Source organism: Sinomonas terrae, assembly GCF_022539255.1.
GTDB classification, from domain to species: Bacteria; Actinomycetota; Actinomycetes; order Actinomycetales; family Micrococcaceae; genus Sinomonas; species Sinomonas terrae.
Genome location: NZ_JAKZBV010000001.1, coordinates 3,928,431 through 3,946,866, shown reverse-complemented (window position 1 = coordinate 3,946,866; position 18,436 = coordinate 3,928,431). Strand labels below are relative to the sequence as shown.

Annotated in this window: 15 protein-coding genes and 1 pseudogene; 10 read left to right on the top strand and 6 right to left on the bottom strand. The window is 68.7% G+C overall.

All coding sequences use genetic code 11. The features are described from left to right. Nucleotides 1-56: 56 nt before the first annotated feature. A complete protein-coding gene (locus L0M17_RS18230; RefSeq protein ID WP_241055809.1) occupies nucleotides 57-731 on the bottom strand; it encodes a LysE family translocator in 675 nt (224 codons plus the stop codon). 23 nt (nucleotides 732-754) lie between these two features. On the opposite strand from L0M17_RS18230, the gene L0M17_RS18225 reads away from it, so the two are divergent. Further along, a complete protein-coding gene (locus L0M17_RS18225; protein WP_241055808.1) occupies nucleotides 755-1,060 on the top strand; it encodes a hypothetical protein in 306 nt (101 codons plus the stop codon). 4 nt (nucleotides 1,061-1,064) lie between these two features. On the opposite strand, the gene L0M17_RS18220 is transcribed toward L0M17_RS18225, so the two are convergent. Then, entirely contained in the window at nucleotides 1,065-1,571 is a 507-nt protein-coding gene (locus L0M17_RS18220; protein ID WP_241055807.1) for an O-acetyl-ADP-ribose deacetylase, read from the bottom strand. 103 nt (nucleotides 1,572-1,674) lie between these two features. Continuing rightward, the gene (locus L0M17_RS18215; RefSeq protein WP_241056501.1) at nucleotides 1,675-2,616 is read right to left on the bottom strand and encodes a pseudouridine synthase; all 942 of its coding nucleotides are present in this window, start codon (nucleotides 2,614-2,616) and stop codon (nucleotides 1,675-1,677) included. 299 nt (nucleotides 2,617-2,915) lie between these two features. On the opposite strand from L0M17_RS18215, the gene ppc reads away from it, so the two are divergent. Both ppc and L0M17_RS18205 read left to right on the top strand, forming a co-directional pair. Beyond that, the gene (gene ppc / locus L0M17_RS18210; protein WP_241055806.1) at nucleotides 2,916-5,762 is read left to right on the top strand and encodes a phosphoenolpyruvate carboxylase; all 2,847 of its coding nucleotides are present in this window, start codon (nucleotides 2,916-2,918) and stop codon (nucleotides 5,760-5,762) included. Between the two features lie 155 nt (nucleotides 5,763-5,917). Beyond that, nucleotides 5,918-6,343, top strand: a complete 426-nt coding sequence (locus L0M17_RS18205) for an Hsp20/alpha crystallin family protein (protein WP_241055805.1) — start codon at nucleotides 5,918-5,920, stop codon at nucleotides 6,341-6,343. 32 nt (nucleotides 6,344-6,375) lie between these two features. Here L0M17_RS18205 and L0M17_RS18200 read toward each other — a convergent pair. Continuing rightward, nucleotides 6,376-7,036 (bottom strand): annotated as a pseudogene (locus L0M17_RS18200) (response regulator). 214 nt (nucleotides 7,037-7,250) lie between these two features. Between L0M17_RS18200 and L0M17_RS18195 the strand changes: the two are divergent. The 7 genes from L0M17_RS18195 to L0M17_RS18165 all read left to right on the top strand — a co-directional run bounded on the left by L0M17_RS18195 (nucleotide 7,251) and on the right by L0M17_RS18165 (nucleotide 15,966). Beyond that, a complete protein-coding gene (locus L0M17_RS18195) occupies nucleotides 7,251-7,685 on the top strand; it encodes an SHOCT domain-containing protein (protein ID WP_241055804.1) in 435 nt (144 codons plus the stop codon). Between the two features lie 152 nt (nucleotides 7,686-7,837). After that, nucleotides 7,838-8,479: a winged helix-turn-helix domain-containing protein gene (locus L0M17_RS18190; RefSeq protein ID WP_241055803.1), complete on the top strand. Its 642-nt coding sequence runs from the start codon at nucleotides 7,838-7,840 to the stop codon at nucleotides 8,477-8,479. A gap of 508 nt (nucleotides 8,480-8,987) precedes the next feature. Then, complete coding sequence (locus L0M17_RS22785; protein ID WP_308196899.1) at nucleotides 8,988-9,191, top strand: hypothetical protein; 204 nt, start codon at nucleotides 8,988-8,990, stop codon at nucleotides 9,189-9,191. Between the two features lie 297 nt (nucleotides 9,192-9,488). Next, on the top strand, nucleotides 9,489-10,541 hold the full coding sequence (locus L0M17_RS18180) for a 3-oxoacyl-ACP synthase III (RefSeq protein ID WP_241055802.1): 1,053 nt from the start codon (nucleotides 9,489-9,491) through the stop codon (nucleotides 10,539-10,541). After that, nucleotides 10,535-13,219 carry an alpha/beta fold hydrolase gene (locus L0M17_RS18175; RefSeq protein ID WP_241055801.1) on the top strand — a complete coding sequence of 895 codons (2,685 nt, stop codon included), beginning with the start codon at nucleotides 10,535-10,537 and terminating at the stop codon, nucleotides 13,217-13,219. Before L0M17_RS18180 ends, L0M17_RS18175 begins: the two co-directional genes overlap by 7 nt. Next, nucleotides 13,216-14,208 carry an NAD-dependent epimerase/dehydratase family protein gene (locus tag L0M17_RS18170; protein ID WP_241055800.1) on the top strand — a complete coding sequence of 331 codons (993 nt, stop codon included), beginning with the start codon at nucleotides 13,216-13,218 and terminating at the stop codon, nucleotides 14,206-14,208. The genes L0M17_RS18175 and L0M17_RS18170 overlap by 4 nt, the downstream gene beginning before the upstream one ends. A 681-nt stretch (nucleotides 14,209-14,889) precedes the next feature. Next, nucleotides 14,890-15,966, top strand: a complete 1,077-nt coding sequence (locus L0M17_RS18165; protein WP_241052565.1) for an IS110 family RNA-guided transposase — start codon at nucleotides 14,890-14,892, stop codon at nucleotides 15,964-15,966. Between the two features lie 702 nt (nucleotides 15,967-16,668). Here the strand turns inward: L0M17_RS18165 and L0M17_RS18160 are convergent. Both L0M17_RS18160 and L0M17_RS18155 read right to left on the bottom strand, forming a co-directional pair. Continuing rightward, the gene (locus L0M17_RS18160) at nucleotides 16,669-17,661 is read right to left on the bottom strand and encodes a patatin-like phospholipase family protein (protein WP_241055799.1); all 993 of its coding nucleotides are present in this window, start codon (nucleotides 17,659-17,661) and stop codon (nucleotides 16,669-16,671) included. A gap of 14 nt (nucleotides 17,662-17,675) precedes the next feature. Beyond that, complete coding sequence (locus L0M17_RS18155) at nucleotides 17,676-18,407, bottom strand: helix-turn-helix transcriptional regulator (RefSeq protein WP_241055798.1); 732 nt, start codon at nucleotides 18,405-18,407, stop codon at nucleotides 17,676-17,678. Nucleotides 18,408-18,436 lie beyond the last annotated feature (29 nt).

The following is an 18,436-nucleotide window of genomic DNA, read 5'->3' as shown; positions in this document are numbered from 1 at the left end:
GTCCCGCACGCCGGACGGTCATGCCGTCGAGGGACGCCTGTGCCGCTGAGCGACGGTCATGCGGCCACGCGCGTCTCGAGCACCGCCGCGACTCCGAACGCGCCGAGCACCGTTCCGGTGACGCGATCGATCCACTTCCGGAACTTCGGCCCTTCGAGCCACTTTCGGAAGAAATGGGCCGCGGCGACTATTGCGATGAACCAGACAACCGCTTCGACATTGCTGACCACAGTGAGCATGAGGCCCATCCACACGGCCGGAACGCCTGGGACGAGGAACTGGGGGATGACCGCGATGCAGAACATCCCGTACTTCGGATTGAGCAGGTTCGAGACCAGGCCCTTGGCCCACGTGCGGGCGAGCGGCTCGTGGCCCAGACGAGGGAAGCCGCCCACGATCGGCGACCCATCGCCGTCGTCCACTGTGCCCGGCGCCGGCTTCCTGAGCGAGGCGCGCCACAAGCCCACCGCGAGCCAGACCATGTAGAACGCGCCGGCCAGCCGGAGGATGTCGTAGGCGACGGTCGAAACCGTCAGGAGCGCCGAGATCCCCGTCGCAGCGGCGACGCCCCACACGAAGGCGCCGGAGATCATCCCGAGCGCGGCCGTGTAGGCGTGGCGGCGGCCCTGGTTCAGGGTGTAGCGGAGAACGAGAGCAGTGTCAGTACCGGGGATCACCGTGATGAGCGCAGCGAGCGCGGCGAAACCCAGCAAGGAATTCTGGAGGGTCACCGAGTCAGGATACGTTGGGCGGCATGCCAAGCTACCGCGCTGTCCTCCAAATCACAGGGCTCCGCCCCGGTCAGCCTCCGGAGCGCGTCATGGAGGCGGCCCAGGAAGCGCTCGGGTCCCGCCATCTCGTCGAGGCTGCGCAGCTCGACGTCGTCCGCGGCGTCCCCCAGATCACACTGCGCTTCCTGGTCGAGGCGGCGTCCGACGACGACGAGACGGCCTCCGCGTGGGCGTCGGCTCTCGCGGTGCACGAGGCGGTGGACGAGGTGGCGACGACGGGCAGGCTACGCGTCCTGCGGCAGCGGCGCGGGAAATGGGTGCCGGTCTAGGGTCTCAGGCGGCGGCGACGAAGACGTCCGCCATGTCCTCGCTGAAGAGGACGAACTCGACGAGCTCTACCGTCTGAGTGTCCGCTTCCCGCACCGCATCGACGGCGGTACGGGCGACGACGCGCGGGTCCCACCCGTAGATCCCGGCAGAGATCGCGGGGAAGGCGACGGAGGTCGCGCCGAGGCTGTCCGCGAGGGTGAGACTTTCGAAGAAGGCGGAGCGGAGGAGGTCGGGGTCGCGCTGGCCCGCGTGCCAGTTGGGTCCGACGGTGTGGATCACCCATCGGGCCGGGAGGCGGAAGGCTGGGGTGGCAACCGCGTGTCCGACGGGGAGGCCGTCGCGGTAGTCCTTGCGGCGCAGCTCCTGGCAGGCCTCGAGCAGTTCGGGTCCTGCCGCGAGGTGGATGGCGCCGTCGACGCCGCCGCCCCCGAGGAGGGAGCTGTTGGCGGCATTCACAATCGCGTCGACGCGCCGGGTCGTGATGTCGCCGGTGACGATGTCGATCCTCATGGGACCAGTGTGGCCCAGAAGTGGAATTGAGCCAATGCCCTTGGATCGGGCGTCGGCAAGGTTAGTGAATATTCGTGTAGAGCCAGTGACAGTGCCAGTCAAGTTACCCGTCGGATGGCGGCGCTTCCTGCAGTTCCAGACGGCTGCGGAATTCGGTCTCGTGGCCTGTGATCGGATCGCGGAAGCGGACCCCGCGGGCGAGGAGCTGCAGGGGGCGGCTGAAGTCGTCAGGTGCCTTGTCGAGCAGGATCGGGTAGAACGGATCGTGCATGATCCCCGCGCCGAGGCCCGCCATGTGGACCCGCAGCTGGTGGGTCTTGCCGGTGTGGGGCTCGAGGCGGAACAGCGCGCGCGGCTGCTCGGACGAGCGGTCCAGCCGGAGGAGGCTGACACGCGTCTCCGCATTGGGTTCGCCCTCGGCGACGCTCGCGAGCAGATAATCCCGCGATTTCACCATCCGGTTTCGAACCGTGATGGGTTCCGCGAACTGCTCGAGGAATTGCTGCTGGTTGCGGACCCGTGAGACGCACTCGTACTCCTTCTGCACCTTGCGCCGCTCGAACAGCACCTGATAGCGGCCGCGAGTCTCAGGGTTCACCGCGAAGAGGAGGACGCCAGCGGTCATCCGGTCGAGGCGGTGCATCGGAACGAGGTCGGGGAGCCCCAGCTCGTTGCGGAGCCGGACGAGGGCCGACTCCTGGATGTAGGTCCCGCCGGGCGTCGTCGGGAGGAAGTGCGGCTTGTCGACGACGACGAGGTGCTCGTCCCGATGGAGGACGGACAGCTCGACAGGGAGCCGCTCCTCCCGCGGCAGCGTCCGGTAGTACCAGATGAACGTGTGCTCTTCGAGCGGGGTAGCCCGGTGCAGCGGTGCGCCGTCCGCCCCGACGATCTCGCCGTCGTCGAACCTCGGGAGGATTCCCTCAGGGTCGATGTGCCCCCAGCGGTGGAGCATGTAGTCGAGCGCAGTGTCCCAAGGCCCCTCCGACGGCAGGCGAAGGCGCGTCGCGTTGACGCCGTCGCGCACGGGGAGGGGGGATTTCATCACTGCTTAAGGGTAGCGGGGAACACGGCGTGCGAGCCGCGCAGGGCAGCGATCAGGCTGGCGTACCAAACGCATTCATGCCTCTGCAGTTGTTGATCCCCATAGCAGCCGGGCGCCCGGACACGCCCCCGAAAACCTACCTGAGCGCCCTAAGCGGATCCAAACCTGCGGACCGGTGCCAGCATGCGGACATCAGGGGCGGGCGCGGAGCTAGCTGCTGTAGTCTCGGGCGCTGAGAAAGTCCTCCGGCTCAAGGTATCCGGCGTTGCGTACGAGCCCCGATCCCGATGGAGTCCCGCATGCCGTTTTCCCACACTGAGCATGACCTGACGTCCCTGTCCGACGGGCCCGGCCCCGGGCCGGCCGCGGAGCTGCGCGCCGACGTCCGCCGGGTCTCCACGCTCCTCGGCGCCTCGCTCGTCCGCCAGCACGGTCCCGAGCTCCTGCGCCTGGTCGAGGAGGTCCGGCTCCTCACGAAGGAGTCGAAGGAGGCGGCCCGCGGCGGCGCAGGCGCGCTCGGCCCATGGAACGCGGCCGACGTCGCAGCGCAGGTCCGCGAGCTCCTCGCCTCTCTGCCGATCGACGAGGCGACCGAGCTCGTGCGCGCCTTCGCGTTCTACTTCCACCTTTCGAACGCCGCAGAGCAGCTGCACCGCGTGCGGGAGCTCGGAACGCGCCCGGAGAACTCGGGCTGGCTCGCGACTGCGGTGCGGGACATCGCGGAGCAGGCGGGGCCGGAGATCCTCCAGGAGGTCGCGGCGTCGCTCGATGTCCGTCCCGTCTTCACGGCGCACCCCACCGAGGCGTCCCGGCGGTCCGTGCTCGACAAGCTGCGCGCCGTCTCGAAGGTCCTCTCGGTGCCCTCGACCGAGGGAACCGAGCTCCGCCGTCGCCAGGATCGCCGCCTCGCCGAGATCATCGACCAGATGTGGCAAACCGACGAGCTGCGGCAGGTCCGCCCCACGCCCCTCGACGAGGCCCGCAACGCCGTCTACTACCTCGGCCAGATCCTCGGCGGGCCGCTGCCCGAGGTGCTCGACGAGCTCTCAGGCCTCCTCGCAGAGCACGGCGCGATCCTGCCTTCGACGTCGTCGCCCCTGCGATTCGGTTCGTGGATCGGCGGCGACCGGGACGGCAACCCCAACGTCACGCCCGAGGTGACCCGGGAGATCCTCGCGCTCCAGAGCCAGCAGGCGGTCCGCATCGCCGTCCAGCTCATCGACGAGCTCATCAGCGTGCTCTCCAACTCGGCGGCGATCGCCGGCGTCGAGCCGGAGCTGCTCGAATCGATCGACGCCGACCTCGCCAAGCTGCCCGGCCTCGACAAGCGCGTGCTCGAGCTCAACGCACAGGAGCCGTATCGCCTCAAGCTCACGTGCATCAAGGCGAAGCTCCTCAACACGGGCCGTCGCATCTCCGCGGCCACTCCCCACGAGCCGGGCCGCGACTACGCCGCGACCTCGCAGCTCGCCGAGGACCTCGCCGTGCTGGACCGTTCCCTCCGCGAGCACGCGGCACAGCTGGTGGCCGACGGCGCGCTGGCCACCGTGCGCCGCGTCGTCGCCTCGTTCGGGCTGCACCTTGCGACGGTCGACATCCGCGAGCACGCGGACTACCACCACGAGGCAGTCGGCCTGCTCCTCGATCCGCTCGGCGAGCTCTCGCGGCCCTACCTCGACCTCCCGCGCAACGAGCGCAGGCGCGTCCTCGCGCTCGAGCTCGGCAGCCGCCGTCCTCTGTCCGGCCATCCCGTCGAGCTCCCCGGGCACGCGGCCCGCGTGTACGAGACGATGCGCGTGATCCGGCAGGCCCGCCGCGTCTACGGTCCTGACGTCATCGAGACGTACATCGTGTCCATGACGCGCGGCGCCGACGACGTTCTCGCGCCTGCGCTGCTCGCCCGCGAGGCCGGCCTCGTGCGGCTGTTCGGCGAGGCGCCCTACGCGCACGTGGGCTTCGCGCCCCTGCTCGAGACCGTCGACGAACTCCGCGCTTCCGCCGAGATCATCGACCAGCTCCTCTCCGAGCCTGCCTACCGCGAGATCGTCCGGCTCCGGGGCGACGTGCAGGAGGTCATGCTCGGCTACTCGGACTCCAACAAGGAGTCCGGCGTGCTCACTAGCCAGTGGGAAATCCACAAGACGCAGCGCAAGCTCCGCGATGTGGCCGCGCGGCACGGCGTGCGGCTCCGCCTCTTCCACGGCCGCGGTGGCTCGGTTGGGCGAGGCGGCGGCCCGACGTACGACGCGATCATGGCCCAGCCCAACGGCGTGCTCGAGGGCGAGATCAAGTTCACCGAGCAGGGCGAGGTCATCAGCGACAAGTACTCGCTGCCCGAGCTCGCGCGGGAGAACCTCGAACTCTCCCTCGCCGCCGTCATGCGCGCCTCGGCACTGCACCGCGCCCCGCGCACGACCGTCGACGAGCGCGAGCGCTACGGCGAGCTCATGGACCTCATCTCGGACGCGGCGTTCGAGCGGTACCGCAAGCTCATCGACGATCCGGACCTGCCGGCGTACTTCGTGACGTCGACTCCCGTGGAGCAGCTCGGGCAGCTGAACATCGGTTCCCGCCCGTCGAAGCGCCCCGATTCAGGCGCCGGGCTCGGCGGCCTCCGGGCGATCCCCTGGGTGTTCGGCTGGACCCAGTCCCGCCAGATCATCCCGGGCTGGTTCGGCGTCGGCTCCGGTCTGCGCGCCGCGCGGGAGGCCGGGAAGGACGCCGAACTGCGTGAGCTCCAGGAGCGGTGGCCGTTCTTCCAGTCCGTCATCTCGAATGTCGAGATGACGCTCGCGAAGACCGATCTCGAGATCGCGTCGCACTACGTCTCCTCGCTCGTGCCCAAGGAACTGCACCACATCTTCGAGGACATCCGGGACGAGTACGAGCTGACCGTCGCCGAGGTCGAGCGTCTGACGGGGGAGCGGGACCTGCTCGAGGCAGCGCCGACCCTCAAGCGCACCCTCGAAATCCGCGACCAGTACCTCGACCCCATCAGCTATCTGCAGGTCGAGCTCCTTCGGCGCATCAGGGAGAGCACGGCCGACGCCGGGCGGCCCGGCGAGCGGGAGATCGACGAGCGGCTCCAGCGTGCGCTGCTAATCACGATCAACGGCGTCGCCGCGGGTCTGCGGAACACCGGGTGACGGCGGAGGTTCCGGCGCGAATTCCGGGAGGCGCTTTCCTAGAGCACTTGGCCTCTTAACATTGCCCGAGCTCTCGCCCAAGCTGGTGTCCTGCGGGTTAACTGCCCGTGCCCGAGAGGGCGGCTCCAACAGTGAGGGAAAGAGGTAATGCCGTCATGTCAGATCTGACCAGGTGGTTCGATTCCCGGCGATCGCCGTTTGAGCTGTTCCAGAGACTGTTCGAAGGAGACCCCGTCGCGTCGGCCGAGATCAGGGTCGAGGAATTGGTCGACGACGGTGAGCTCGTCGTGCGGGCCGAACTCCCCGGGATCGATCCCGAGACGGACGTGGACGTCAGCGTGTCGGAAGGCCAGCTCCGCATCGAGGCCCATCGCGAGGAGCGGCAGGAGGAGAAGGAGAAGGGCGGCTATCGAACCGAGTTCCGCTACGGCTCCTTCACCCGCACGCTTGCGCTTCCCGAAGGGGCCTCTGCCGACGATGTCACCGCGACCTACACCGACGGCGTGCTCGAGATCCGCGTCCCGATCCCAGAGCAGAAGCCTGCGCGGCTCTCCAACAAGATCGAGGTCAAGCGAGGCTGAGACAGCGCGGGTAGCTGAGGCAGTGCGGGTATCTAATGCGCTGCCGGGTGATTCCGGGCGATGAACAGTGCAGCCTGAGTCCGCCGCTCGAAGCCGAGCTTCGCGAGAAGGGAGGAGACATAGTTCTTCACCGTCTTCTCAGCGAGGAACAATTCGCTGCCGATCTCACGGTTCGTCAGGCCTTGGCCGATAAGCGTCGAGGACGCGCCGCTCCTGCGGGCTGAGCAGGGCGAGCCGCGGGTCCACCTTGCGCGTCGGCGTCAGTTTGCCGAGCACCTTTGCCCTCGCCTCTGCACTGAAGAGCGATTGGCCTGCAGCTGCACGGCGGAGAGCGGAAACGAGATCCGTCCCGCGGATCTCCTTGAGCACATACCCGCTCGCGCCGGCGAGGATCGCACCGCGGAGGGACTGATCGTCGTCGTAGCTCGTGAGCATCACGCAGGGGAGTGACGGGTCCACGCTGTGCACGTCGCGGCAGACCTCGATTCCCGTTCCGTCGGGCAGCCGCACGTCCAGGACCGAGACGTCCGGGTGGAGCGCCGGGATTCGCCGCGCTGCTTCCGCGGCGCTGCCAGACGTTCCCACGACCTCGAATCCCTCGTCTTCGAGCAGCTCCTGCAGGCCGCGGCGCACGAGTTCGTGGTCGTCGAGGATGAAGACCCGCAGCTTTTTCGAAGGCTCCTGACCCTGCATTTTCCGTGCTGCATCCCGTTCCACGGTGTTCCTCCGTCTGCCCCAACCTGGTCCCGACTTCGGGCCAGTGGCCTCATTCTGTACCTGGCAAGGGCTGGGGGCTAGGGACTTAGGGCTGTCGGACTTACTCTGGCATCACGGCGCTTCGGCGTCACGACAGCCCGATCCGGCGCTGGCGGACGCCCCGCGACGTGGTTCGAGCCTGGAGGTTTCGATGCTTCCCTGGGGCGGAATGGGCATGGGCGGCGGTCTTTTCGTCGCGATCCTGCTCCTGATCGTCATTGCCCTGCTCGTGGTGATCGCCGTGCGGCTGTTCACCCATCAGACATGGCACGGCCAGGGGAACGTCCCGCCCGGGGTGCCGCCTATGCCCGGCCATCCGCCGGGACAGTACCTGACTGGGCAGTACCCGCACGGGGAGTATCCGCCCGGGCCGCCTTCCCCCGGAGGCTTTGCCGATTCCACCGCCACCGCTCCCGACAATTCCGCGCCTGATCCGGTGGCACCCATGCCCACCGCTCCGATTCAGCCGGTTCCTCCCCCTCCTGGCCGCAGTCGAGCCCGGCGCATCCTCGATGAGCGTCTCGTGCGCGGCGAGATCACGCCCGAGCAGTATCGGGAGCTGAAGCAGACGCTCGAGGAGCAGTAGCCCCGCTCCCGCCCGGTTGTGTTTTCCCAATCACTTCAGAAGTCGGCGCGTCGCGCCCAGCCACGCCTCCAGGGGGCCCAGAAGCGGGCCGGAGCGCACCGAAAGCAAAAACAGCCTTGACAAAAAGATTTGTCGGAACCCAAACTGGAGGCATGCAAGACGTAGTCGTGATCGAGGATCCCGCTGCAGCGGCGGCCAGCCTCGACCCACTCCGGGCGAGGCTCCTTCGGGAGCTCGCAACGCCCTCGTCTGCTGCGGGCCTCGCTGCCAAGGTCGGCCTCCCGCGGCAGAAGATCAACTATCACCTGCGGTCCCTCGAGGAGCACGGCCTCATCGAGCTTGTCGAGGAGCGCCGCAAGGGCAACGTCATGGAGCGGGTGCTCCAAGCAACCGCGGCCTCCTACGTCATCTCGCCAGCGGCGCTGGCAGCCGTCGAGCCGGATCCCACGCGCTACCGTGACCGCTTCAGCGCCTATTGGCTGCTCGCGCTCGCCTCGCGCATGGTCCACGAGGTCGGGCGACTCATCATGGGGGCAGCTGCGGCAAAGCAGCAGCTTGCGACCTTTGCGGTCGAGGGCGAGATCACCTTCGCATCCGCAGCGTCCCGGGCTGCTTTTGCCGAGGAGCTGGCCGCGGACGTCGCCCGGCTCGCCACGAAGTACCACGACGCGGAGGCGCCGGGCGGCCGAGCACATCGCGTCATCGTCGCACTTCATCCCAGTCTCAAGAAGGATCCTCGCCGTCAACAGGGCCAGTCCCTGTCATCATCAGAAAGCCAGGAGATTCAGCCATGAACCACGAATTCACGATCGTCCACGACGGCGTCCTCCGGGCCACGCCGGAGCAGATCTGGCAAGCAGTTACCGACGACACCGCATCGTGGATGTTCCCGACCGACCAATGGCCCGCTGTCCGGACCGTCGATGAGTACCCCACCCATCTCGTGTCGCGGATGGAGGGTCCCAACGGCTGGTACAACCAGCTCGAGCACGTGATTACGCCGGGGCCGGATGGCGCCGAGCTGCACTACGTCCATTCGGGCGTCATGACCGACAACTGGGAGCAGCAGTACGACGGCGCAGCCAAGCACACCGTCTTCTACCACCACACCCTTGGGCAGTATCTCGAGCACTTCATCGGCCGCGCTGTCGCGTTCAGCGATGTCCGCGGCCCTGACGCAGCTGCCGAAGCGGATGCGTTCAAGCGCTTCAGCTGGGCCTCGACGGGACGATCGAGGGCGAGAAGCGCGAGCTCGAACTGCCAGGCCTCGGCGCGTCTGCGCCCATCGCCGTCGAGACCACCGTGGACTTCCGGAACGAGAATTTCCTCGGGCTCCGGACTGCGGATGCGATGGTGCGCGTCTTCGGCCGCAACGCCTTCGGGGACCGGGTGGGCCTCACGGTTCACGACTTCTCGCTCGATTCGGCCTCTCCCGAGGAGCGCGCAGCGCGGGCCGAGGAGAACACCTCAGCGTTCACGGAGTGGCTGGCCCAGATCTACGCCTGATCTGGACCATTCTCCGTCCCATCGCGAAGACGGTGGTGGAGCCGGTCTCGATCACGAGATTGAGCCGCTTGTAGTGCCGGCCAACGTTCCGTGAGCCCTTCTTGAAGGCTTCGCCCTTGTGGAAGCGCTGGGGCGACGAGGGCCACGCTGTAGATCGGGACGCCCCGCTTGTTGATCCGGGTCCAGAAGCACCGGGTCGGAAAATAGGCAGGGAGCGGTTCGTACCGGCATAGTTAAGCTCTTGGGCTTGCGCTTCTGTCTTGGGCTTGCACTTCTGTGGGTACAGTCACGGCATGAATGCAGCACGGAAACGAACAGGGGCTTGACTTGGCAGGGAACGCGACCTTCCGGCACACCAACACCACGCTGCTTTCGGTGAGCAGTGTCGAAGCTCCGAGGATCGTGAGTTCCACGGATTTCGACCACAAGTTGGCCGCGACCCTGCAGCGGCTGAAGTTCCCGCCCCGGCTGCTTGAGCGTGTTGCGGGCATTACGCACCGTCGATGGTGGGCCGCAGGGACGTCATTCGATGACGCCGCAATCGAAGCGGGCGCGAAGGCACTCGCCGAGGCCGGCGTCGAACCTGCCCAGGTCGGCCTGCTGATCAACACCTCGGTCACGCGGCGCAACCTCGAGCCGTCCGTGGCGGTGAAGATCCACCACCGACTGGGCCTGACGTCGTCGGCCATGAACTTCGACCTCGCCAACGCCTGCCTTGGATTCGTGAACGGCATGATCCTGGCGGCCAACATGATCGACGCGGGGCAGATCAAGTACGCCGTGATCGTCAACGGTGAGGACTCCCAAGCCGTCCAGGAAACCACTCTGGCACGATTGCAGCGGCCCGAGACTACGCGTGAGGAATTCAACCGGGAGTTCGCCACGCTCACGCTGGGATCCGGGGCCGCCGCGGCAGTCCTGGGCCCGGCGGATGCGCATCCCGGAGGTCACCGGCTTCTCGGCGGCGTGATGCGTGCCGGCACTGAGCACCACGAATTGTGCGTGGGGGGCGTCGACGGCATGACCACTGACGCGAAGGGCCTGCTCGACGGTGGCCTCCAGCTCGTCGTCGAAGCCTGGCGCGAAGCCCAGCCAGAGTGGGACTGGGCCGCCATGGACCGCTACGTCACGCATCAGGTCAGCAACGCCCACACCCAGGCGATCATCAAGGCTATTGATCTTGACCCGGACAGGGTCCCGATCACGTTCCCGTACTGGGGCAACGTGGGGCCGGCCTCTCTCCCCATGACGCTTGCGGCCGAGGCGCAGTCGCTCACCGCGGGGGACAGGGTCTTGTGCATGGGCGTCGGCTCCGGGCTGAACACCGGCATGGTGGAAATCGTTTGGTAGGCAGCAACTGGCCGGGGCTCGATCCAGAGTGGTCCCGGACGATCCTCGTCAAGTCCACCTCAGCCGTCGATGCGCCTGGCACAATGCGCCGCTGGCATTTGCTGGACAACGCCGCCCAGCTCTCCCGTCGGGGCCTCGTCCCAAAGGGCACTCTCCTGTGTGTCCATGGCAACCCGACCTGGTCCTATCTCTGGCGGAGGCTGCTGGCCGCAGGATCGGACCCGGCACATCCGTGGCGCGTCATTGCCGTGGACCAACTCGACATGGGCTACTCGGAGCGCACCGGCACCTTCCGGCGTCTGGGCGACCGGATCAATGACCTCGGCGACCTCACCGACGCTCTGGGCGTGGACGGCCCGGTCGTCACGGTGGGCCACGATTGGGGCGGGGTGGTGAGCCTGGGCTGGGCCTTGGCGCACCCGCAGCACCTCGCCGGGGTGGTGCTCACCAACACGGCCGTCCACCAGCCCGTCGGTTCCAAAATTCCGCCCGCCCTGCGGCTCGCCTTGCACCCTGCCGTGCACGGGTGGGGCACGACGACGACGGACGCCTTTCTGCGGGTGACCCACGCCTTGGCGAGGCCTCCACTGCCGTCAGAGATCCGAAGGGCCTACATGGCCCCCTACCGCGGAGCCGATCGGAGGGCCGGGGTGGGGAATTTTGTTGCTGATATTCCGGTGGATGCTTCCCATCCGAGCTTCCGGACCCTCAGCGATGTAGCGGAGGGGGTTCGCGGGCTGAAGGTGCCTGCTCTGATGCTCTGGGGCCCGCGGGATCCCATCTTTTCCGACCGGTACCTCAAGGACCTCATCGGCAGGTTTCCGCACGCCGAAGTGCATCGCTTCGAAGGCGCCGGGCACCTGGTCGCGGAAGACCGGGACATTGCCACACCCCTTTTCGAGTGGCTCGCCGGGCACACCAGTCGCAGTGACTCGCCGACGGCGGAGCCCGCGCCGCGCGCCGGTCAGGGGCAGGCGGCTGAGTCCGAGCCGTCGGGATTCCGGCCCCTCTGGGACCTGCTCGGGGAGCAGGCAGCGAGCCAGTCCGGAGGAGACACCGCCATCACCGAGATGGCGCCGGATGGCACCCCCACCCGCTCGCTCAGCTGGCGGCAGCTGGACCGGAACATCTTTGACCTCGCCGCGGGGCTGCGGGAAGCCGGGGTGGGAAGCGGCAGCCGCGTGAGCCTCATGGTTCCGCCAGGGGTGGATCTGACCGTAGCCCTCTACGCCTGCCTCAGGCTGGGCGCCGTGGTGGTAGTGGCCGACGCCGGATTGGGAACCAAGGGCCTGAGCCGCGCGGTGAAGGGGGCGACGCCTGATTTCCTCATAGGAATCGACAAGGCGCTGGCTGCCGCCCGGGTGCTCGGCTGGCCGGGACGGCGGATCAGCGTCCGGGACCTCCCGCCCGCCGTCGGCCGCGCTCTGGGCGTCGAGACCTCCCTCGCCGCACTGGCCCGGTCTGGGGCTGAACTCGGCACAGAGTGCCCAATGCCGAATGTGGACCCGAGTGCCCCAGCGGCCGTTCTGTTCACCTCCGGCTCCACCGGCCCTGCAAAGGGCGTGCTCTACACCCATCTGCAGCTGGCCGCGATGCGGGACACGGTGGCCAAGACGTTCGGGATCTTTCCCGGCGCCCGGCTGGTGGCGGGCTTCGCCCCGTTCGCCCTGCTGGGCCCCGCGCTCGGAGCGGTTTCGGTGACGCCGGCCATGGACGTCACGGCGCCCCGCACCCTGACGGCCCGCGCGCTCGCGGACGCCGCCGCGGCGATCGACGCCACCGTGGTCTTCGCCTCGCCCGCTGCTCTGCGGAACGTCCTCGCCACGCGCGATGGCCTGAGCGAGGTGGGGCATAGAGCACTGCAACGCGTCGAGTTGCTGCTGTCCGCCGGGGCGCCCGTCCCGGAACCGCTTCTGGCGGAGGTGCAGCGGCTGCTGCCGCGGGCCACGCTGCATACCCCCTACGGCATGACTGAGGCGCTGCCGGTCACGGATGTCAGCCTCGAAGAAATACAGGCGGCAGATGCCGAGGCTGCTGCCGGGACCGTGGCGGGAGCGGGCAACGGCGTGTGCGTGGGAAGGCCAGTGCATGGCGCCCGTGTCGCCGTCGTCCCCTTGGCCGCCGACGGCACCGCACCCGGGACTCATCCCGTGACGGACGCCGGCGTGACCGGTGAGATTCTGGTGAGCGCCCCACACGTCAAGGAAGCGTACGACAGGCTCTGGCTGACCCAGCGGGGGAGCAGCAGTCTGCCCGGCTGGCACCGCACTGGCGACGTGGGGCACTTCGACGCCGCTGGCCGCCTATGGGTGGAGGGACGTCTCGCCCATGTCGTGACGGCGCCCGGTGCTGTCGTGACCCCGGTCGGCCCCGAACAGGCCATCGAACGCCTGGCCTGCGTCCGGTTGGCCGCCATCACGGGAGTCGGACCGGCAGGGACGCAGGCCGTCGTCGCCGTCGTCGAGACCCTGCCTCCCGCCCGAAAGGCCGGGCCCGCTGCCCCCCAGCTCGCCGGGCGCGTCCGCTCGGCGGCCCTCGAGGCTGGCGTCGAGGTCTCCGCTGTGCTCGTGGTCCCCGCACAGCCGACCGACATCCGGCACAACGCCAAGATCGACAGGACCCGCCTGTCCCGCTGGGCTTCACGGGTCCTGGCCGGCGGCCGTCCGGGAGAGCCATGAGGGTCCTCGTCACCGGCGCGAGCGGGTTGCTCGGGCGGGAAGTGGCCGGCCTTCTGGTCCGTCAGGGCCATGCCGTGACGACGTTCCAGCGGCGCCCATCAGGAGTCGACGGCGCTGCTGACTTCTGTGGGTCCGTCACGGACGATGAAGCGGTCCGGGCGGCGGTCCAAGGCGCAGAAGGAATCATCCACCTGGCGGCGAAGGTTTCCTTCACTGGCCGTGCCGCAGAGTTCGACGAAGTGAACGTCGAAGGGACCCACCGGCTGCTCCGCTGCGCCCGCGGAGCCGGGGTGCGGGACTTCGTGTTCGTCTCCTCCCCGTCCGTGGCCAACTCGGGCGCTGCCATTGCCGGGCTGGGCGCGCAGCCAGCTGACCCGCAGCGGGCGCACGGCGACTACTCCCGCACGAAGGCGGAGGCCGAGTTGCTCGCGCTGGCGGAGGACACGCCGGAATTCCGGGTCGTCGCCGTCCGCCCCCACATCGTGTGGGGCCCCGGCGACACGCAGCTGGTGGAACGGGTCCTGGAGCGCGCCCGCCGTCGTCGTCTGCCCCTGCTCGACGCGGGTGCGGCCCTCATCGACACCACTTACGTGGACAATGCCGCCTCGGCCATCGTCGCCGCGCTGCACCGCATGGAACACATCCACGGTAGGGCTCTCGTGGTGAGCAACGGAGAGCCCCGGCCTGTCGGCGAGTTACTTGCAGGCATCTGCGCTGCAGGTGGCGCCCCCGCGCCGTCGTGGTCTGTGCCGGGTGGGGTGGCACGGGCCGCGGGTGCGGTGGTGGAGAGGCTCTGGACCTGGGCCGGGCGGAAAGAGGAGCCGCCCATGACCAAGTTCCTTGCCGAGCAGCTCTCCACCGCCCACTGGTTCGACCAGCGCGAGACCCGCGAGCTCCTCGACTGGGTGCCCGCGGTCTCGCTCGACGATGGACTGGCGAGACTTGCTGAGTACTACGGTTCCCGCAATCCGCACCTCCGCGACGTCTGAACGCCGATGACGGGGGAGCGCCGATCCTGAAGAGCGGGTCAGGGGGTGCGGTCCTCGACCGTGCAGGCCCTGCTTGCGCCCGCCTCGCTCGCTCCGTCACTTCCGCAGGGTTGGGCCCGCTCGCGCCGTCACGTCTGCAGGGTCGGGTCCGCTTGCGCCGTCAGGTCTGCAGGGTTGGGCCCGCTCGCGCCGTCACGTCTGCAGGGTGGGGCCCGCTCGCGCCGTCACGTCTGCAGGGTTGGGCCCGCTCGCGCCGTCACGTCTGCAGGGTTGGGCCCGCTCGCGCCGTCACGTCCGCAGGGTCCACTCGCCGTCGCCGGATTCCGACCGTCTTTGACTGCCCGATCCGCCCTTGCACAGGCGTGTCGGGCACCAAACGCTGTGAGGCTCGGTATGGCTGGTCCGGGACCGGCTGGCAGGGTAGAAGCTGGTCGTCTTCCCCCGGGCTGTGACTCAATCAAACGCTGGCCCCCCGTGGGCCCTTCCTAGTGAATTGTCCAGTCCGGGGGTTGGCAGCCGGCGCCGCCCGGCCCACACCGAATGGCTTGATCAGAAGACTGCCCAGCCCTGGGCTGTGGCCCATCACAGTAATGCCTCGGAGTGACCTTCACCCGGGCCGACGCCGGCCGCGACGCGGCCCGAAGCATCTGCCCGTCAAGAGGAAGGAAACCCGTGGCCGCGATGACCACTGTCGCACAGTCCCGCCCGTTCGTCATCGGCGTGGACACCCACGCCCGCACCCACACCCTCGCGGTGCTCCGCGCGGCGACCGGGGAGCAGCTCGGCTGCCAGCAGTTCCCCGCCACGGCCGCGGGCATGCGCCGGGCCATGGACTGGGCAGCCCGCCGGACCGGCGGCGACGCGGACACGCTGTGGGTGATCGAGGGGACGGGCAGCTACGGAGCCCAGCTCAGCGGGGCCGTCACAGACGCCGGCTTCGAAGTCGTGGAGGCCCCGAGGGGCTATATGCGCTCACGGACCACCACGGGCAAGTCTGACCCGCTCGATGCGGCAGCGATCGCCGCGGCCGCCCTCCCGCTTGATGAGGACCGCCTGCGCATCCCACGCCAGGACGACGGCGCGCGCGCAGCCCTTAGGGTGCTCGTCGCGGCCCGCGAGCAGATGACGCTCGAGCGCACGGCCAAGGTCAACGCCCTCACCGCCCTGGTCCGGACCGTGGACCTCGGCCTCGACGCCCGCCGCCCGCTCTCGGGCACCCAGATCACCGAGACCGCCGGGTGGCGGGCACGGGCGGAAGACATCGCCACGGCCACCGCACGCACCGAGGCCGTCCGGCTGGCCAAGCGCATCACCGCCCTCCATACGGAGCTCAAGCAGAACCAAGGACGCATCACAGAACTGCTCCGGGCCAGCCCAGCGGCAGCGCTGCTGGAGGAGACCGGCATCGGGCCAGTCACCGCCGCAGTGGCCTACATTGTCTGGTCCCACCTCGGCCGGGTCCGCTCCGAGGCCGCCTTCGCCGCCCTCGCCGGCGTCAGCCCCATCCCAGCATCGTCAGGGAACACTGTCCGGCACCGGCTCAACCGGGGAGGCGACAGGCGCCTCAACCGCGCGCTTCACATGGCGATCATCACCAGAATGGCCCACGACCCCGACACGCGGGCCTACGCCGAGCGGCGCACCGCAGAGGGAAAGACCCCACGCGAGATCCGCCGCTGCCTCAAGCGCTACCTCGCCCGACACCTCTACCGCACACTCAACGCACTCCACCAACACCCGGTCACAACAGCAGCTTGACAGACATAGAAGATTCGCAGGTGCGGTCGTCAATCATGGTCGGGAACTCCGCCGGTCATCGGCACGCGTGTGCTGCCGGGATGGTTGCGGCGTCATATCCGCGTGGCCACGCCCCCAGACGTCGTCGACGGACCCTGCGGAGGTGACGGCGTGATGGGGAGGGGCCTGCGCGTCGTTGTGGGGGACCGTGCGGAGGTGACGGTGTGATGGGGAGGGGCCTGCGCGTCGTTGTGGGGGGACCGTGCGGAGGTGACGGTGTGATGGGGAGGGGCCTGCGCGTCGTTGTGGGGGACCGTGCGGAGGTGACGGTGTGATGGGGGGCGGCTGCGCGTCGTTGTGGGGGGACCGTGCGGAGGTGACGGCGTGATGGGGGGGCGGCTGCGCGTCGTTGTGGGGGGACCGTGCGGGACGGTGTGATGGGGGGCGGCTGCGCGTCGTTGTGGGGGGACCGTGCGGAGGTGACGGCGTGATGGGGGGGGCGGCTGCGCGTCGTTGTGGGGGGACCGTGCGGAGGTGACGGCGTGATGGGGGGCGGCCGCGCGTCGTCGTCGACGGACCCTGCGGAGGTGACGGCGTGATGGGGAGGGGCCTGCTCGTCGTTGTGGGGGACTGTGCGGAGGTGACGGCGTGATGGGGGGGGGGCGGCCGCGCGTCGTCGTCGACGGACCCTGCGAAGGTGACGGCGTGATGGGGAGCTGCCGGCTACAGGAACGTCAGGCGGGCCGCCTCCTGCTTGCCTTGGGCGAAACCGGCGCGGGCCGCAGGGATACGGGTCGCGGGATCCATCTGGTTCGTACCCATGGCAGCGACGGAATCAGGGTCCGGCGTGATCACTTCCACGTGGCTGCCCTGCCGCCGCAGGGCCTCGACCTGGCTCGGCAAGTCTGTGCCCCATTCCGGTGATCTGCGCAGGCCTTCGAACTGTCCTTCCGGCAGGGGCCCGGTCCGTCCGCCGAACGGCGAGAGCACGACGACGTTCGCATAGCCCGATGCAAGGTCAGCGTTTTCGGTGGAGCGCACGCCGCCGTTGATGTAGTGGGTGCCGTCAATGCTGTGCGTGGGGCCGAGGCCTGGCATCGCCGTGCTCGCGGTGATGGCGTCCACCAGCTCAACGCCGGAGTTGCGGTCGAAGGCAACCAGCTCGCCGGTATGGGCGTTCACGGCGACCACGATCATCGGGCTGTCCGGCCACTCGGGGCGCGGCAACCTTGAAGCGACAAGTGCGCGCCGCTTTCCCCGGTCCGAGCCGAATTTGGCGTCGCTCTCGAGACCGAATGCGCCCATGGCGCGCTGCAGGTCTGTCGCCGAGGTGGCGGCGGCGCCGATGGCGCGCAGCCGCTCAAACGCGGTTTCCATCGAAAGGGACGACGGCGCCGCCCGGGTCTGCCCGACCGGCCGAGCTGACGTGGACAGCACCGAAGCCAACAGCTCGGCGGGCGGTATCCCGCTGCGCACGTGAGCTGCGGCGGTGGCCCCCGAGGAGGTGCCGATGACCAGATCCGCGGCCTTCGTCAGATCGACGCCGGCTTCGGCAAGGCCAGCGACTATCCCGATGACCCATGCATTTCCAGCCGCTCCACCACCTCCGAGGACAAGGGCGACGCCGCGCGACGGCGGCGCGGGGCGCGCCGAGTCCGGCGTGACGGATGGGCCGGTGCCCCTGGTGGGCGGGAGCGATTCGTGAAATTGCGACAAGGTCCGGTCCCCGATTATCCCGTAGCTTCTTCCGCTTCCTGGTTCCTGGCCTCATCGAGATACGCATACGCAGTGACCCGGGAGATGCCGAGGCGGGCGGCGATGCTTTCGACGCCCTTTCTCATCTGCAGCACTCCCTGCTGGTCCAGTTTGGTGAGCACCGCGATCCTGTCGTCGCGGCTCATCTGGTCCACGGGCTTGCCGATCTCTCTGATCGCCTCAGTGACCATCGCGTCCATCACGGCCACGAGATCGCGTCCGAAGAATTCGTTCGGCTGCTCGGGGACATCCGCCGAAGCCTCGCCCAACAACCCGTCGAGCAGGCCCCGCATTCGCTGGATTGTGCTGACATCGAAGTTGACGCACAGGGCCGCAATGATGCGTCCGGCCGAGTTTCGAAAGTACACGGACGAGCAACGCAATTGGCGTCCGTCGCTCGTCAGCCCTCGATAGCCGAAGGCGTTGTGGTCGGCTCCCTGGTCGTGAAGCACGCTCGCCCCGAGGCTGCTAGAGGGGCCTCCCACTTCACGTCCGGTGACATGCCCGTTCTCGATTGCCGCAATGGTGTGGCCGAGGTCGGGGTCTGGTGCCGATAGGTCGTGCAGTACGACCTCGCAGCCCGGGCCCACTGCGGCCGCCACTGCATGAATGACGGGGCGGAACACCGCGAGGATCTCGTCCACTGACTCGTAGGTCCCCATACGGGCAAGCGCGTCCAAGGACGGCTGGGACAGACTCGCGGTCATGATGCTCCCCTCACTCAAAGGACAATGCT

What these genes read in the sequence shown, in the direction of transcription:
- L0M17_RS18205 (WP_241055805.1), top strand. Translation starts at nt 5,918, where the DNA reads ATGTCAGATCTGACCAGGTGGTTCGATTCCCGGCGATCGCCGTTTGAG.
- L0M17_RS18170 (WP_241055800.1), top strand. Translation starts at nt 13,216, where the DNA reads ATGAGGGTCCTCGTCACCGGCGCGAGCGGGTTGCTCGGGCGGGAAGTG.
- ppc (WP_241055806.1), top strand. Translation starts at nt 2,916, where the DNA reads ATGCCGTTTTCCCACACTGAGCATGACCTGACGTCCCTGTCCGACGGG.
- L0M17_RS18155 (WP_241055798.1), bottom strand. Translation starts at nt 18,407, where the DNA reads ATGACCGCGAGTCTGTCCCAGCCGTCCTTGGACGCGCTTGCCCGTATG.
- L0M17_RS18225 (WP_241055808.1), top strand. Translation starts at nt 755, where the DNA reads ATGCCAAGCTACCGCGCTGTCCTCCAAATCACAGGGCTCCGCCCCGGT.
- L0M17_RS18190 (WP_241055803.1), top strand. Translation starts at nt 7,838, where the DNA reads ATGCAAGACGTAGTCGTGATCGAGGATCCCGCTGCAGCGGCGGCCAGC.
- L0M17_RS18180 (WP_241055802.1), top strand. Translation starts at nt 9,489, where the DNA reads ATGCAGCACGGAAACGAACAGGGGCTTGACTTGGCAGGGAACGCGACC.
- L0M17_RS18165 (WP_241052565.1), top strand. Translation starts at nt 14,890, where the DNA reads ATGACCACTGTCGCACAGTCCCGCCCGTTCGTCATCGGCGTGGACACC.
- L0M17_RS18195 (WP_241055804.1), top strand. Translation starts at nt 7,251, where the DNA reads ATGCTTCCCTGGGGCGGAATGGGCATGGGCGGCGGTCTTTTCGTCGCG.
- L0M17_RS18215 (WP_241056501.1), bottom strand. Translation starts at nt 2,616, where the DNA reads ATGAAATCCCCCCTCCCCGTGCGCGACGGCGTCAACGCGACGCGCCTT.
- L0M17_RS18220 (WP_241055807.1), bottom strand. Translation starts at nt 1,571, where the DNA reads ATGAGGATCGACATCGTCACCGGCGACATCACGACCCGGCGCGTCGAC.